Here is a 15,612-nt window from a genome sequence, read left to right on the forward strand (position 1 = left end):
GGCCGCCTTTCTCCTTCTCGTCGGTCGCCCGACGCGGCCCGTCCCGTCGGTCGCCCGGCGCGGCCCGTCCCGTCAGTCGCCCGGCGCGGGCCGTTCCGTCAGTCGCCCAGCGCCTCGATGAGCGCCTTGGTGACGTCCTCCGTCGTGGCGGTGCCGCCGACGTCACGGGTGAGGACGCCGGCGGCGGTGGTGGCCTCGATGGCCTTGTGCAGACGGGCCGCCCGGTCGGGCAGGCCGAAGTGCTCCAGCATCAGGGCCGCGCTGCCGACCGCGCCGATCGGGTTGGCGAGGCCCTGGCCCGCGATGTCCGGCGCGGAACCGTGCACCGGCTCGAACATGCTGGGGAAACGGCGCTCCGGGTTGAGGTTGGCGCTGGCGGCCAGGCCCAGACTGCCGGCGAGGGCGCTGCCGAGGTCGGAGAGGATGTCCGCGTTGAGGTTGGAGGCGACGACCACGGAGAGGTCCTCGGGCCTCAGCACGAACTTCGCGGACATCGCGTCGACGAGGACGCTCTCGGTCTCGACGTCCGGGTAGTCGGCGGCGACCCGCTGGAACACGTCGTCCCACAGCACCATCCCGTACTGCTGGGCATTGCTCTTGGTCACCGAGGAGACCTTGCGGCGGCTGCGCGTCCGCGCCAGGTCGAAGGCGAACCGCATGATGCGTTCACAGCCGACCTCGGTGAACAGGGCCGACTGGACGGCGACTTCACCCCCCGGGCCGCGTCCGCCAAGGTTGCGGCCCCCGAGCCCCGCGTATTCGCCCTCGCTGTTCTCGCGTACGACGACCCAGTCCAGCTCGGTGTCGTCGGCCTTGCGCAGGGGGCTGGTGATGCCGGGCAGGAAGTGGACGGGCCGGACGTTGGCCCACTGGTCGAAGCTCTGGCAGATCTTGAGCCGCAGGCCCCAGAGACTGATGTGGTCGGGGACGGTGGGCCAGCCGACCGCACCGAAGTAGAGGGCGTCGAAGTCCTTGAGCCGGTCGAGACCGTCGTCGTCCATCATCTTCCCGGTGCGCTCGTAGAACTCGCAGCCCCAGTCGAACTCCTCCCAGACGAAGGAGAATGCGCCGTCCGTGCCTCGCGAGTCGGCGGCGAGGGCCTCCAGGACGGCCCGCCCGGCGGCGACGACCTCCTTGCCGACCCCGTCGGCGGGGATCGCGGCGATACGGAACGTACGGGTGCGGGGTGCGGTGGTCATGGGTGCCTCCGGCTCGCTGTGGACCTGCCGTGGTCCCACGGCGGTGCGGTCGGTTCCGAGTCAACACAGGGCGGTCGTACGGCGTCCAAGACCTGCTTTCGATGCGACGTATAGGCGTGGCCGATGAGTTGTGCGTCAGGTGCCGCTGCCGGTCGCCCGTCGCTTGGCGAGGGACCCGGTGAGGGCGAGGAACGCGCGGGCGCCCGGGGTGAGATGGACGGGGAGGCTGACCATCGCCACATGGAGGTGGGCGGTGGGCTCGATGGGCGCGACCACGGCTCCGCTGCGACGGGCCAGCCGGGTCCAGGAGGACGGGAGCACGGCGACACCGACACCGGTGAGGACGAGCGGCAGGATCGAGGTGCGGTGATCGACGACGGTGACGATCTGAGCGCCGGTGCCGGTGCCTGGACCTGTGCCGGGTCCGGTGCCTGGACCTGTGCTCGTGCCGGTGCCGGGTCCGGTGCCGGTGCCGTCGGCGGTGATGTCGTCGACGATGCTGCGCATCAGGCTGCCGGTCCGGGACGCGATGAGTTTCTGCCCGGCCAGTTCCTCCGGCCGGATCGTGATGTCGTCCTCGATGGCCCCGCCCGGTGCGGCCACGACCACGAACGGCTGTTCCTCGATGTGCAGGACGTCCAGCCCGGACGGGTTCACGGGTGAGGCGCTGCCCAGCAGGCCAAGTTCGCAGGCGCCGCTACGGACCAGGGCGATCACCTCGTCCGGGGTGAACGCGGCCCGCGTGCTGACCGTCACCGAGGGATGCAGCTCGGTGAAGCGGTGGATGAGGGTGGTGAGCGGTTCGATACCGGGTGACGGCATCGTGGCCAGCTCGACCGTGCCGCCGCGCAGCCCCGACAGCGCGGCGGCGGTGTCCCGTACGGCGGCCAGGTCCCGCAGCACCCTACGGCTCGGCTCCAGCAGCTCCGCCCCGGCCTCGCTCAGGACGACGCCCCGGCCGACCCGGTGGAAGAGGGCCACCCCGAGGGCGGCCTCCAGGTTCGCCATGGCCTGGGACAGCGACGGCTGGGCGACATGGAGTGCGGCGGCGGCCTTGCTGAAGCCGCCGTGCTCGACGATCGCGAGGAAGTACTCCAGCTGCCGGGCGTCCATACTGCCTCCGCGGTCGGATCGTCAGGGAGTCACCCGGGCCGGCGACCCGACGGTGGACTGGCCGGCGGCCCGGGCCTCGTCGACCACCGACACCCCATCCTCCCCTTTGTCGGTCTCCCGCTCCTTCTGCGTCTCCTGCTCCGGCACCGGTTCCACCGCCTTGCCCGCCAGCACCGCGCGGGCCCTCGCCAGATCGACGCCGTTCTCCCAGCGGGCGATGAACAGGGTGGCGACGGCGTTGCCGAAGAAGTTGACGACGGCCCGGCACTCAGACATGAACTTGTCGATGCCGAAGACCAGCATGATGCCGGCGGCCGGGACGGAACCGACCGTGGACAGCGTGGCGGTCAGGGCGATGAAGCCGCCGCCCGCCACCCCCGCCGCGCCCTTCGAGGTCAGCAGCATCACGGCCAGCAGCCCCAGTTGCCGGCCGACGGACAGCGGGGTGTCGGTGGCCTGGGCGATGTACAGGGTGGCCAGGGAGAGATAGATCGCGGCGCCGTCGAGGTTGAAGCTGTAGCCGGTCGGCACGACCAGCCCGACCGTGGACCGCTCCACCCCCAGGTGCCGCAGCTTGCGCATCAGCCCCGGCAGCGCGGGCTCGGCCGTGGAGGTGCCCAGGATCAGGAAGAACTCCTCCTTGAGGTACCGGAACAGCTGGAAGATGTTCAGCCGCACGTACGCGGCCAGCACCCCGCCGAGGACGACCACGACGAACAGCGCGGAGGTGACGTAGAAGAGCAGGATCAGTGAACCGAGGCTGGTCAGGGTGGTGAGGCCGAACTTGCCGATCGCGTACGCCATCGCGCCGAAGGCACCGATCGGGGCGACCTTCATGACGTACGCCAGGACCTTGAAGACGACCTCGGTCATCCGGTTCACACCGGCGATGATCGGCTCACCGGCCCGGCCCACGGCCTTGAGGGCGATGCCGAAGACCACGGCGAGGAAGATGACCTGGAGGATGTCGCCCTCGACGAAGGGGCCGAAGACGCTGTTGGGCACGATGTGGGTGAGGAATTCCCACCAGTGCTGGTTCTCGCCCTTCTCGATGTACGTCCCGGCGTCGCCGGAGGTGTCCAGCGTGGCTGGGTCGGCGTGGACCCCGTCGCCGAGGCGGAAGACGTTGATGGCGACGAGGCCGGTGAGCATGGCGATGATCGTGCCGACCTGGAAGTAGGTCAGCGCCTTGATGCCGGTGAGCCCGACCTTCTTCAGATCCGCGACCCCGGCGATGCCTCCGATGACGGTCAGGAAGACGATCGGCCCGATCAGCATCTTCATCGCGGTGATGAACGTGGTGCCGAGCGGCTCCATCGAGGTGGCGAGATCAGGCCACCGCCAGCCGAGCACGATGCCGATCACGATGGCGACGAGCACCTGGACGTACAGCTGCCGGTACCACGGCGTGGCGGCGATGCGCTCCGCCTGCTCGACTCGTGGGGTGTGCGTCATTGCAGCCTCCCTGATCGCGCGTCACCGAGCCCGATCGGTACGCGCCTGCTGTGGGCCACAGTGAACCGGGCCTCGGTCAGGGGGGTCCACGACCAAAAATCGATGCCCCGTATAGGCGGCACCTATCAGTACCGGCACAGGCCGCGGGCCCTCCCACCGGCTGGTGGAAGGGCCCGCGGACATGACGGGGTGATGTGTCACCTGTGGTGCGGTGACGTGAGGTAGTGCTGCCTGAGGAGCTCCTTTCCGTAGTCGTTGCCGTTGGGGGTGCGAATGACGGAGTGGACATGCATCTGGGTCGGGCCGTCGCCCTGTGTGGCACCGTAGGCGCCGGCGAGGGGGCCCGGTCCCTGGCAGTCGACCTCGACCCAGACGACAGGGCTGTGCACCCGGACGTAGAAGGCGTCGTCGTCACCCGTGCCGCCCGCCCAGGTGACGTAGGTGTCGTTGAGGTGGCTGCGGACCTCGGCCATGCGCACCTTCGCGGCATCCGCCTTGGCCCGGCCGACGAACGCCTCGACGATGCCGAGGAGCTTCTTCTTCTGCGCGCCGGTGAGCTTGTTGCCGCGCAGGCCCGTGTACTCCTGGACCGCGTTGTCGGAGAAGGCACCCGCCTTCATCGACTCGTTCGACTTGGAGGAGGACTCGATCGCGACGGCCTGCTGCGCCTCGGTGAGGGAGTTGATGAAGGCGAGGGACGCGACGACCTCCTCGTGGCAGACGGTCACCGTCTCCCCGTCGATCTCCATCGAGGTCGGCTCCGAACCCCAGAAGCAGGGGCTCATCACGACCTGGTCGCCGAGCACGAAGTAGTTGATGACCAGGTGGTGGCCGTCGAACTGGAAGCCCCAGGGCTCGGTTTCGGACGGCGTGCCCATGATGGTCCAGAAGAACGCTTCGTCGTTGAAGGCGTCCGTGTTGCCGATGGCCTCGCCGGCCGCCTGGTTGATCTTCCGGATCTTCTCCGTGGTCTCCAGGCCGTCGGCGCTGAGGGCCGCCTTGAGCAGGGCCGTGCCGAGGGCGTTCTGCTCGTCGGAGAGATCGGCGAGGGAGACGCCCTGGCGCTCGTAGGAGTCGATGTTGCTCCACAGCCGCCACTCGGTGGAGTGCACCGTGAACTGCGTCGAGGTCTTCTGGTCGTCGGTGAGTCCGGCCAGGAAGGCGTTCGCCGCGGTGATCACGGGCGCCGTCGCGACGCCGGTGGAGTGGATGGTGAACAGATCGTCGATCCGCTTGCCGTCCGTGGTGAGGCCGAAGAAGTCCTCGGTGATCGACTGGTTGCCGGGGCCTCCCGTACCCCCGCCCGGCCCGCCGCTGGGAGCGTCGCTCGGGGCGGCACTGGCAGCCGCGTCCGTGGTGTCGTCGGCGAGCGCGCTCCAGGCGCCGACGCCGCCCATCGTGGCGACGGCCGTGGCACCGGACGCGAAGAAGACCTTCCGCATGAAGTTGCGGCGGCTCGCATGGGCGCGACGGGCGACCTCGGTCTCCTGCGGCTCACCGGTGTCGAGCTCGGGCATCGTCGTCCGCTCCCTTCGTCATGGGCCGCGTCCCCTACGGACCGGCCCGGTGACGACCACCCTGGTCGACGAAACTGAGGCCACGCTGAAGCGCGTGCACGACGAGGGTCCGCACAGGCGTCACGGAGGACTTCCAGAGAGCTTGCGACAGCCCCTGACCAGGCATTCTGTGAAGCCCTTCGAGATTTCTACGAATGCGCTGTGGACGGTACGACGGCCCTCGGCGAGGTCACCGTGACCCGGTACGACTGACCAGGGCAGGATCACCGTGAACCCCGGCGCGACCACCTTCGACAAGGCCACCGTGAACACGCAACCACCGCCCTCGCCAAAGTCACCCTGAACTCGCTACGACGACCCTCTGCGAGGTCACCGTGAACCCGCTACGACGGCCCTCTGCAAGGTGACCCTGAACTCGCTACGGCGGCCCTCGGCAAGGTCACCGTGAACCCGCAACCACCGCCCTCGGCAAGGTCACCGTGAACCCGGCGCGACCGTCCTCGGCAAGGTGATCGTGAACTCGGTGCGACCGGGCTCGCTCTCCACCTCGATACGGCCCCCGTGGGCCTCCGTGAGCGCCGCGGCGATGGCGAGGCCCAGGCCGGAGCCGCCGCCCTGGCCCGGGGTGCGGGAGCGGGAGGTGTCGGCGCGGGTGAAGCGTTCGAAGACGGCCGGGAGGAGGGCGGGCGGAATACCGGGCCCGTCGTCCCGTACGACGACCACGCAGTCGGTGCGGGTGGCGTCCACCGCCACCTCGATCCTCGTCCCCGGCGGTGTGTGGGCGCGGGCGTTGGCCAGCAGATTGGCCACCACCTGGGTCAGCCGGGCGGGATCGCCGGTCACCGTGGCCGGTTCGTCGAGGCGCAGGGCGAGCTTCCACTCGTGGTCGGCCCCGGCGGCGCGCGCGTCCCACACCGCCTCGGCGACCAGTGTCGCGAGGTCGACGTCGGTCTGCCGCAACGGCCGTCCCTCGTCGAGGCGGGCCAGGAGCAGCAGATCCTCGACGAGCCCGGTCATCCGGGCGGACTGCGCGGACACCCGCCGCCACGCCAGCCCCGGCTCGATCTTCACGGCACCCTGGTCCATCAGCTCGGCGTACCCGGAGATCGAGGCGAGCGGGGTGCGCAGTTCATGGCTGGCGTCGGCGAGGAATCGGCGCATCCGGTCCTCGCTGCGTCTCAGTTCGTCCAGGGAGGACTCGACGTTGTCGATGAGGAGGTTGAGGGCGGCGCCCACCTGCCCGACCTCCGTGTCGGCGTCGGTGTCCCGGGCGGGGACCCGGGTGAGCGCGGTGACCTCGCCCCGGCCCAGGGGTCCCCGGGCGACCTCGACGGCGGTGGCGGCCACCCGCCCGAGGGGCCGCAGCTGTCGTCGGATGACCACGGCGCAGACCACGCCCACGCCGGCCAGCCCGACGGCGGCGATCACCCCCTCGGTCACCATGAGGTGGTCCAGGGCGTCCGCGACATCGGCGGTGGGCAGTCCCGCCAGCACTCCCGGGCCGTCACCGCTCGCGGCGGTGAGCCGATAGGTGCCGAGCCCGGGGATCGTCCGGGTGTGCAGGGTGCCGTCGGCCGTGATCCCGGCGAGGGCCGCGCGCTGGGCGGCGGTGAGGGTCCGCTGCTGCCCGTCCGCGGTGACGACCTCGGCCGCGACCACCTTCCCGTCGGTGAGCCGGGCGGCGACGGTCCCGCGTGGCTGACCGCGTTCGTTGAGGAAACCGAGGTCGGTGGCGTCGCCCGCACGATGCTCCAGACCCCCTTGGCTTCGCTCCGCCGCGTCCCGCACCCGCTGGTCCAACTCCGCGTGGAGATGCGCGCGTTGAACGAGTACGGTGGCGACCGCCATGGTCGTGCAGACCACGACGAGGGCCACGGACACGAACAGCACGAGCCGGGCCCGCAGGGTCCGTGGCCTGGGGCGGGCGAGCCTCATCCGCCCTCGCCCGCCGCCCTGATGACGTACCCGGCGCCGCGCACGGTGTGGATCATCGGTTCCCGGCCCTTGTCGAGCTTGCCGCGCAGGCTGTAGACGTACACCTCGACGAGATTGCCCTCGCTCTCGAACGAGCTGTTCCAGACGTTGTCGATGATCTGTGCCTTGCTGAGCACCTGACGGGGGTGGCTCATCAGGAAGTGCAGCAGGTCGAACTCCTTGGCGGTCAGCTCGACGGGCTCCCCGCCGCGCCGCACCTGGCGGGTCTTCTCGGCGAGGACGAGATCGCCCAGTACATGGACGGACTCGTCCTCGGCCCGCTCCTCGGCGCCGGAGCGGCGCAGCAGTCCGCGCAGCCGCAGCATGACCTCCTCCACCGAGAAGGGCTTGGTCACATAGTCGTCGGCGCCCGCCGAGAGTCCGTCGAGGCGGTACTCCAGCGCGTCGCGGGCGGTGAGCATCAGTACGGGCAGTTCGGGGTTCTCGTAGCGCAGCCGCCGCAGTACCTGGATGCCGTCGAGGTCGGGCAGCATGCCGTCGAGGACGACGGCGTGCGGGGCGCAGCCACGGGCGAGGGTGAGCGCGGTACGGCCGTCCTCGGCGAGGAACGGCTGCCAGCCGGCCTCGGTGACGGCCAAGGACATCAGTTCGGTGAGCTCGGGCTCGTCGTCGACGATCAGTACCCGGAACGTGCCCTCACGGGCTGCGCGGACGACAGACATGGCCCGATCCTGCCGGAGCTTTCTGAGAGTTCTCTGTGAAATTCCGCGACTCTTTTCGGTCTTTCCGCATGACGACCACCTGGACACCCCACGAGCCGCCCGACGCACCCCTATGCTTCTACATACGTGTAGAGCAAACGGCGCGCGCCGCTTGCGGTACACGCACCACTTGCAGCACTTGCAGCACTGCAGCACACGAACGACACGTAACGCACGTACGCATAAGGAGTGGACGCCACGATGGTGTTCAAACGACTGCTCGGATCGCTCGGCGTCGGCGGCCCCACGGTCGACACGGTTCTCGACCCCGGTACGGTCCGCCCCGGTGGCACGCTGACCGGCCGGGTCCATCTCAAGGGCGGTGACGCCGACTTCGACATCGAGCAGATCACCCTGGAGCTGGTGGCCCGGGTCGAGGCCGAGCAGGAGGAGGGCGAGAGCGAGGGCGTCGCCGTCTTCGACCGGGCCACCGTGGGCGGGGGCTTCCGGCTCGCGGAGGGCGAGGTCCGCGAGGTCCCGTTCACTCTCGCGCTGCCGTGGGAGACGCCCATCACCGAGCTGTACGGCCAGGCCCTCGGCATCGTCCTCGGCGTACGCACCGAGCTGGCCGTCGCCGGGGCGAAGGACAAGGGCGACCTGGACCAGCTGAACGTGGGCCCGCTGCCCGTCCAGGAGGCGATCCTCGAAGCGCTCGGCCAGCTTGGCTTCGGCTTCAGGTCCGCCGACCTGGAGTACGGCCGGATCAACGGCACCGGCCAGCAGCTGCCCTTCTACCAGGAGATCGAACTGACCCCGGCCCCGCAGTACGCCGGCCAGGTCAACGAGATCGAGCTGACCTTCCTCGCCACGCCGGGCGGCATGGACGTCGTCCTGGAGGCCGACAAGCGCGGCGGCCTCTTCTCCGAGGGCCACGACACACTCACCCGGTTCACGGTCTCCCACGACGGCGTCGCCCACCAGGACTGGAACACCCTGGTCGACGGCTGGATGCGTCAACTGGTCGAGCACCGGGCGTCGTACGCGGCCCCCGCCTCGTACGGCCACGAGGGCGGTTACGGACATGGCCACAGTCATGGCCATGACGAGCACCACGGCGAGGGGCATCGCTCCGGGCCCGGGATGGGCACCGCCATCGCCGCCGGCGCGGCCGGGCTCGCGGTGGGTGTCGTGGGCGGCATGGTCGCCGCCGAAGTCGTCGACGAGGTGGGCGACTTCTTCGAGGGCGACGAGGAGGAGGAAGAGGAGGGCTGACGGGCGGGTGGTTGTGTTGGCCGGAGGCGTTCGATCACCGCTGTACTCAGCCGGTGATCAACGTCTTCCGGCCCTCCCCACCCCTCCTCCAGGTCACGGCAGTTCGTCGAGTGCGAGGTCCGTCCCCACGACCAGCGTCACCACTCCCGCCGCGGCGTTCGCATCCTGCGAGGCGTCCGCGTCGGGGAGCCGGGACGTGAGGACCTTGGCCTGTTTCGCCAGGTCGGCCGGGTAGGTGATCTTCGTCTTGTCCGTGTTCTCGGGGGCGTTGCCCGTGCCGACGACGGTGAAGCCGGACTCGCGCAGCCGCTCGGCGACGGCGGCGGCGCGGCCGGTGATGCCGGTGCCGTTGAGGACCTGGACGCGTACGTTGGAGGCGTACACCAAGTCCTTCGCGGAGGCCTGGAGTTGCTTCTTGTCGACCTCCTCGTCCTTGGCGAGGGAGGTGAACAGGTCGGCGGCCTGCGGATACTGCCAGACGATATTGGCCTTGTCGGTGGGTACGTCGGCCTCGCGGGGGTAGTTGGGGACGGTCAGGAAGGTGAGCCGCTCGCTGGGGATGGCCTTGAGTTCGGAGGCGAGACCGTAGAGCGGGTCGATCCCGGCGAGGTCCTTGTCCGTGGTGAGGGACTTGGTGGCGGACTGCATGAAGTCGTAGAGAGCGGTCGGACTGGTCAGCTTGGACTGGGCCTTCTCCGCCAGGGCCTCCATGAACTCCTGCTGGCGTCCGATGCGTCCGATGTCGGAGCCGTCGCCGACGCTGTACCGGGTCCGTACATAGCCGAGCGCCTTCTCGCCCTTGACGGTCTGGCAGCCGGCCTCCAGGTCGAGGCGGGCCTTCTCGTCGTGGATGGCCTCCTCGGGGCAGACCTCTATGCCGTCGAGGGCGTCGACCATGCCCTTGAAGCCCTGGAAGTCGACGGACATGAAGTTGTCGATGCGCAGCCCGGTGTTGGCCTCGACCGTCCTGATCGTGCAGGCGGCGGCCCCGGCGACCTCGCCGCTGCTCCCCCCGATCGCGAACGCCTCGTTGATCTTCGCGCGATGCGGGTCGGACGTCGAGCCGTCGCCCTTCTCGCAGGCCGCTATCTCGACCCAGGAGTCACGCGGGAACGACACCACGGTCGCCCACTCCCGGTTCGCGGGGACGTGCATCACCATCAGCGTGTCCGACTGCATGGTGGTCAGCCCGTCGCCGCCGTACTCGGCGTTGGCACCGTCACGGCTGTCGGAGCCCACGACCAGGATGTTCTTGGAGCCCGGACTGAGGTTCACGGGACGGTCCTCACCGAGCTTGCCGTCGACGTCGGCGGCCGTGATGTTGTCGTTGAGGTCCTTGTAGACCCAGGCCCCGACACCCGCGACACCGAGGACGACCATCGCGGCGACTCCCGCGAACCATCCCAGCGTCCGCCGCTTGGCCTCGCCTCCCGCACGCCGCCTGCCCGTACCACTCACCGGCCTGCCCCCACCCCGGCCGAACCCGGCCGCTTCGACTGCCCCTGTGCGTCCGGCGGTTGTGATCACCGAACCACAGGAATCTACATCCGTGCAGACATACGGATGGCCGATGAACTCGTCTCACCGCACGATCCGGCGTCACTTCGGACCGCGCTTGACCGAAGTCGTTCGCCCGCCGGGGGACGTTCCCTCGCGCAGGGGACCTCACCTGCGCCGAGGACTCCCCTCACGGGCGGAGGCGTCGCTCACAGAGGTGTGGCGGCGTACAGGATGAAGAACATCGTCACGGCCGCGTTGGCCGAGGACATCGCCGAGACGACGGCACCGGCCGCGCCGGCCCACGCGGCCAGCCCCACGGCGGTGAACACGGACGGCCACCTGCGCACCACGGGCGCGGGACCGAGCAGGGCCGCCATCCGACGGGCCACCGGACCGGCGGCGGCGCGACGAGCCACAGCACCCGCCGGCACCCGCCGCCCCACCGAACCACCGGCCCCCGCCTCCGCCCCCGCTCCCGCAACCGGCCCAGAACCCGGCCGGGCCCCCCGCCGAGGCCCCGGCCCCGGCGCCGCGAACCCGGCGAGGGTCGCCGCCGGGGTGCCGACCGACACGAGCGCGGCCTTGCCGATCGCCCGGGCCACGACTCGGCGGCTGCCGACGGTCCGGGCGGCGTCCTCGTCGGCCCACCGCTCCGTCGTGTACGACACGGCCGTCCGTAACGGTCGCAGGAACGGGTTGGCGCGCGCCGCCAGTTGGACCGCCAGCAGGAACCGGTGGTGCCGGGCGGCGAGATGGGCCCGCTCGTGCGCGAACAGCGCCCGCCGCTCGGCCGGTTCGAGCGAGGACAGCAGGGCGGTACTCACGATCACCCGGTCCCGGTGTCCGCCGGGCAGCGCATACGCGTAGGGCGCCTCGTCGGACAGTACGGCCACCTCCGTGCCGCGCAGCCCGGCCAGGGCCCGGTGGGCGCGGCGGCGTACCCGGCCGTGCCGCCACGCGGTGCGGGCGCAGGCGAGGAGTACTCCGAGCAGCGCGGGTATGGCCAGTTTCCCGGCGATCTCGTCGTACGGAACGGCCGCGCGCACCTCGGGGTCGGACCAGCCGTCGGGCAGCGGGTTGCCGGGGAGTTGGGCCGTGCCGACCACCATCAGCAGTCCCAGGCAGACCGTGCTGCACACCGCCATCACCAGGGCCACGCCGGTCAGCAGCCGGGTGGCGGTCCGGGGGTCGAGTCGCTGCTCGGCCAGCCGGGCCAGGGGCCAGGCGGTGAGCGGGAGGACCAGCGGGAGAAAGACGAACACCCCCATGAGGTCTCAGTCTTCCCCTTCGCCCTTCGCCTGCCCGAGCAGTTCGCGCAGCAGCCGCTCGTCGTCGGGTTCCAGTGAGGTGACGAAGCTGGCCAGCACCGCCTCGCGGTCCCGCTCCCCGTCGAGGACGCGACGCATCCGGTGCGCGGCGAGGCCCGCCTGGTCGGCGGCCGGGGTCCAGACGAAGGAGCGGCCGGCGCGCTCACGGGTGACCGCGCCCTTGGCCAGCAGCCGGGTCAGGATCGTGATCACCGTCGTATAGGCGAGGTCGCCGCCGAGGCGTTCCTGTACCCATCCCGCGCTCTCGGGCCGCTCGGCCTCCCGCAGCACGGCCAGGACGAGCCCTTCCAGCTCCCCCTGCCCCCGGCGCCGGGCACGCTGCCGCTGGTCCATCAGCCCCGTCTCCTCTCCACCGCCCTGATCCGGCACTCCCCACGCGTCCACAGAATTGTAGAAGCCGACGGGTCGCACCACCCACACATCTTCTACAGTGCTGTAGATTCTGAACCCGGAATCGGGAGAACCCGAGAACGGGAGAGCCCGAAGATCGAAAGCAGGAAGACAGGACCCTCATGTTCGGACTGAGCGAGCTCGCCCTCATCCTCATCGTCGTGATAGCCGTCCTGGCCGCCAAGAAGCTCCCCGACCTGGCCCGTTCGGCGGGCAAGTCGGCCCGCATCCTCAAGGCCGAGTCCCGCGCCCTGAAACAGGACGCCCCCGAGACCGCGCCCGGCACGGACCCCAAGGTCATCCGCGGCGAGACGGTGCCGCCGGGCCACGACAAGGGCTAGCGGCGGGCGCGGCCGTCGGGCGGCCCCGTGGAGCGGCTGCGGCTGCGGCTGCGGCTGCGGCTGCGGCTGCGGCTGCGGCTGCGGCTGCGGCTGCGGCTGCGGCTGCTCGGTGATCTCACGGTTCCTCGGTCTCGGATTCCAGTGAGGCTCGTGTCGAGGTGCCGTAGACACCCGACTCGTCGCCGAGGACGACTCGCGTGAGTTGGTACATGCGGACCGCGTTCTCGACCTGGCCGTCGAAGTCGCCGTCGGGGTCGCCGCTGTAGAGGCCGACCTCCCGCAGTCGGACCTGGAGTTCGACGACCTCCGGACCGCTGTCGCCGAAGCGGAGGATGGGGTTCTCGGCGCCGGGGCCGGTCGGGGCCGGGCCCGCTGTCGCGGTCTGGCCGCCGCCGGGCGGGAGGCCGGAGGGGTCGGCGGAGTCGGTCGGTGTGGCGCCGCTCCCGGTCGGGCTCGCGCTCGGGGACGCCGAGGTGCCGGACGGGGAGGGCGAGGCCGAGGACGTCGTACGGGAAGAGGCCGCCGCCGAGGGTGCGTTGCTGCTGGACGCCGTCGCCCCGTCCGGGAGTTCCGCCCGTATGTCGTCGGGCACGGCACCGTCCCGTTCGGGCCCCTCGTACGAGAAGAGTCCGCTGACGAATCCGGCGGTCACCACGCCCACCACGAGGGCTCCCGCGCCGGCGGCCATCATGGTTCTACGGCGCCGCCGACCGCCCGGGGTGATGTCGGCGCCGCCCGAAGGAACTTCCTGGTCGGCCTCTACGGGGTCCACCGCGACGCCGACCGTCTCCCCCTGCGCCCACACACCCTCGGCATCCGAAGCAACGGGAAGGTCCCCCGGCTTGGCCGGCCGCCCGTCCCCGTCGCCCACCTTCACAAACGGCCGGATGCGGACCGGGTCGAAGTCCTCGACGGCCGCGGCCTCCGTCGTACGGGTCTCGCGGTGGGCGTCCGACGCGAGTCGGCCGCAGGAACAGGCCGGAGTGCCGTCCGCCGCCCGGGGCGTACCGCATTCGGGGCAGACGGGGGCTGTCGGTTCACTCACGCGGATCTCTCTCCGGACGGGCTTCAAAGTTTAGGCATATCTTCAGCGCACAATCTCCAAGAGTTGCTTGAAATTGGAAGCAGCGCGTCCGGAAGAGGCGGAAAACGACCGTCCCGCCCCCTCGCATCCACCCGCAGTCAAGTCCCGCCGTGAAAAGGCACGTTGGGACTCACCATGTCTTCATGTCCGGGCACTGGCGCACCACCCGCCGGTAGGTATGTCATGCCTCTGACATCAACCCGGTTGTGTTCGGCGTGGAGGAAACCCCCGTGAGACTGCCCCGTGTTCGCCCCCGTCCGCGTGCCCTGTGCACGGTCGCCGCGCTCGCCCTGGGCGCCCCCGTGCTGCTGTCGCCGGCACCGGCCGCCGCGGCGGTCCCCACGTACTCGGTGTATCTGCAGAACTCCGTCACAGGACTCAACGCGGCCGACAGCGACGGCACGGTGGCGGCGCACAACCCCAAGGGCGACGAGGACCACCAGCAGTGGACGCCGGTGGCGGTCAGCGGCGGTCATCAGTTGCAGAACGTCGACGAGTCGGGGATCTGCCTCGGGCGGAGCGGCACTGCGGCGGTGACGACGACCTGTGGCGCGGACGGCACCACCTGGACGATCACGGCCGCCGCCTCGGGCAGCACGTACACCATCGGCGTGCCCGGGACCTCGCAGTATCTGACGGGGGTGTCGTCGGACTCGGCCGCCGTGCAGATCGGTTCGAGCGGCGATCTCGCCCGCTGGTACCTCACCCCGGTCTCCTACGCGACGACCGCGATGCCGTCCGCCGACACCCGCACACTGGACCAGGTCACGTTCCTGACCTCGCACAACGCCTACGCCAACGGCGTCGACGGGAACTTCGCCTCGTTCCCGGTGAGCCTCTTCCCCAACCAGTCACGCGGCGTCGGCCAGCAACTGACCGACGGCGTACGGGGGTTCATGCTGGACACCTACACCGTGTCGGGGCAGGCGATGCTGTGTCACAACAGCTGCGACGGGGTGAGCAGCCCGGTGTCGCTGGCCACCGATCTGCAGCGGATGGTCGACTTCCTCAAGGCCAATCCGGGGCAGTTCGTGACCGTCTTCCTGGAGGACTACACCGCCTCGGACGTACTGAAGTCCTCGCTGGCCTCCGTGAGCGGGCTGTCGGACGTGCTGTACCGGCCCGACCAGGAGGGGGTGGCGGCCGGCGGCTGGCCGACGATGGCCGATCTCGCCGCGCGGGGCAAGCAGTTGCTGATCTTCAGCGACCGTACGCGGGCGAGCGACACATCCGCCGGTTACGCGACCCGGGACACCTTCGGGGTGATGTACCAGCGGGAGTGGACCGTGGAGAACTACTGGTCGATGGGCGGCGGGATCGGCGACTCCGACTGGTCCTGCTACAGCCGCTGGGGCACGAGCCGGCCGCTGACCACCGACTCGACCGCGTTCCACCCGCTGTTCGTGATGAACCACTTCCGCGACTACACGATGAGCGGCACGGCGGAGGCGGACAACGCCAAGCTCCAGAACCGCGCCCAGAACTTCTGCACCCCGGCCGCCCGCAAGAAGCCGAACTACCTCGCGGTCGACCGCTACGACCTGGGCTCCCCGACCCCGCTCACGGCGGTCGGCAACCTCAACACCTACGTCCTGACGGCCGGACAGTAACCCGTCCGCCGCAGCGGATCGTGCGACCACGGCGACCGTGCGGGCCGGTGCAGCGGGGTGGGGCCGGGAGCCGCCGCGATACGGCTGCTGAACCCGCCCCGCGGGACGGGGGCCCGGGCGGGGGGGGGGGGGGCGGCGCGCCGGCCGCCGGGGCGGCGGGCGGGCCC

Annotated in this window: 13 protein-coding genes; 3 read left to right on the forward strand and 10 right to left on the reverse strand. The window is 70.5% G+C overall.

The window, feature by feature from the left end:
- Positions 1-98: 98 nt before the first annotated feature.
- From ACWD4G_RS16670 to ACWD4G_RS16695, 6 genes are all read right to left on the reverse strand, one after another.
- Positions 99-1,199, reverse strand: coding sequence for a tartrate dehydrogenase (locus tag ACWD4G_RS16670; protein WP_451293868.1), 1,101 nt, complete (start codon positions 1,197-1,199; stop codon positions 99-101).
- Between the two features lie 135 nt (positions 1,200-1,334).
- The gene (locus tag ACWD4G_RS16675; protein WP_451293870.1) at positions 1,335-2,312 is read right to left on the reverse strand and encodes a LysR family transcriptional regulator; all 978 of its coding nucleotides are present in this window, start codon (positions 2,310-2,312) and stop codon (positions 1,335-1,337) included.
- A gap of 21 nt (positions 2,313-2,333) precedes the next feature.
- Positions 2,334-3,767 (reverse strand): C4-dicarboxylate transporter DctA, encoded by a 1,434-nt coding sequence (gene dctA / locus ACWD4G_RS16680; RefSeq protein WP_451293872.1) that lies wholly within the window; start codon positions 3,765-3,767, stop codon positions 2,334-2,336.
- Between the two features lie 197 nt (positions 3,768-3,964).
- Complete coding sequence (locus tag ACWD4G_RS16685; protein ID WP_451293874.1) at positions 3,965-5,284, reverse strand: DUF3500 domain-containing protein; 1,320 nt, start codon at positions 5,282-5,284, stop codon at positions 3,965-3,967.
- 474 nt (positions 5,285-5,758) lie between these two features.
- Entirely contained in the window at positions 5,759-7,219 is a 1,461-nt protein-coding gene (locus ACWD4G_RS16690) for a sensor histidine kinase (RefSeq protein WP_451293876.1), read from the reverse strand.
- Complete coding sequence (locus ACWD4G_RS16695; protein WP_451293878.1) at positions 7,216-7,941, reverse strand: response regulator transcription factor; 726 nt, start codon at positions 7,939-7,941, stop codon at positions 7,216-7,218. Before ACWD4G_RS16695 ends, ACWD4G_RS16690 begins: the two co-directional genes overlap by 4 nt.
- Positions 7,942-8,181: 240 nt before the next feature.
- On the opposite strand from ACWD4G_RS16695, the gene ACWD4G_RS16700 reads away from it, so the two are divergent.
- Positions 8,182-9,192, forward strand: a complete 1,011-nt coding sequence (locus tag ACWD4G_RS16700) for a sporulation protein (RefSeq protein WP_451293880.1) — start codon at positions 8,182-8,184, stop codon at positions 9,190-9,192.
- A 93-nt stretch (positions 9,193-9,285) separates the two neighbouring features.
- Here ACWD4G_RS16700 and ACWD4G_RS16705 read toward each other — a convergent pair whose 3' ends face one another.
- The 3 genes from ACWD4G_RS16705 to ACWD4G_RS16715 all read right to left on the reverse strand — a co-directional run bounded on the left by ACWD4G_RS16705 (position 9,286) and on the right by ACWD4G_RS16715 (position 12,353).
- Positions 9,286-10,650 (reverse strand): LCP family protein, encoded by a 1,365-nt coding sequence (locus ACWD4G_RS16705; RefSeq protein WP_451293882.1) that lies wholly within the window; start codon positions 10,648-10,650, stop codon positions 9,286-9,288.
- A gap of 248 nt (positions 10,651-10,898) precedes the next feature.
- The gene (locus tag ACWD4G_RS16710; protein ID WP_451293884.1) at positions 10,899-11,960 is read right to left on the reverse strand and encodes a M56 family metallopeptidase; all 1,062 of its coding nucleotides are present in this window, start codon (positions 11,958-11,960) and stop codon (positions 10,899-10,901) included.
- Positions 11,961-11,966: 6 nt separating this feature from the next.
- Positions 11,967-12,353 (reverse strand): BlaI/MecI/CopY family transcriptional regulator, encoded by a 387-nt coding sequence (locus ACWD4G_RS16715; protein WP_451293886.1) that lies wholly within the window; start codon positions 12,351-12,353, stop codon positions 11,967-11,969.
- Between the two features lie 179 nt (positions 12,354-12,532).
- On the opposite strand from ACWD4G_RS16715, the gene ACWD4G_RS16720 reads away from it, so the two are divergent.
- Entirely contained in the window at positions 12,533-12,751 is a 219-nt protein-coding gene (locus tag ACWD4G_RS16720) for a twin-arginine translocase TatA/TatE family subunit (protein ID WP_451293888.1), read from the forward strand.
- Positions 12,752-12,866: 115 nt separating this feature from the next.
- Here the strand turns inward: ACWD4G_RS16720 and ACWD4G_RS16725 are convergent, their stop codons facing one another.
- Positions 12,867-13,796, reverse strand: coding sequence for a peptidoglycan-binding domain-containing protein (locus ACWD4G_RS16725; protein ID WP_451293890.1), 930 nt, complete (start codon positions 13,794-13,796; stop codon positions 12,867-12,869).
- A gap of 269 nt (positions 13,797-14,065) precedes the next feature.
- Here ACWD4G_RS16725 and ACWD4G_RS16730 point away from each other — a divergent pair, with 269 nt between their 5' ends.
- Positions 14,066-15,445, forward strand: a complete 1,380-nt coding sequence (locus ACWD4G_RS16730) for an RICIN domain-containing protein (protein WP_451293892.1) — start codon at positions 14,066-14,068, stop codon at positions 15,443-15,445.
- The last annotated feature ends 167 nt before the right edge of the window (positions 15,446-15,612 follow it).

Source organism: Streptomyces sp. NPDC002643, assembly GCF_053592555.1.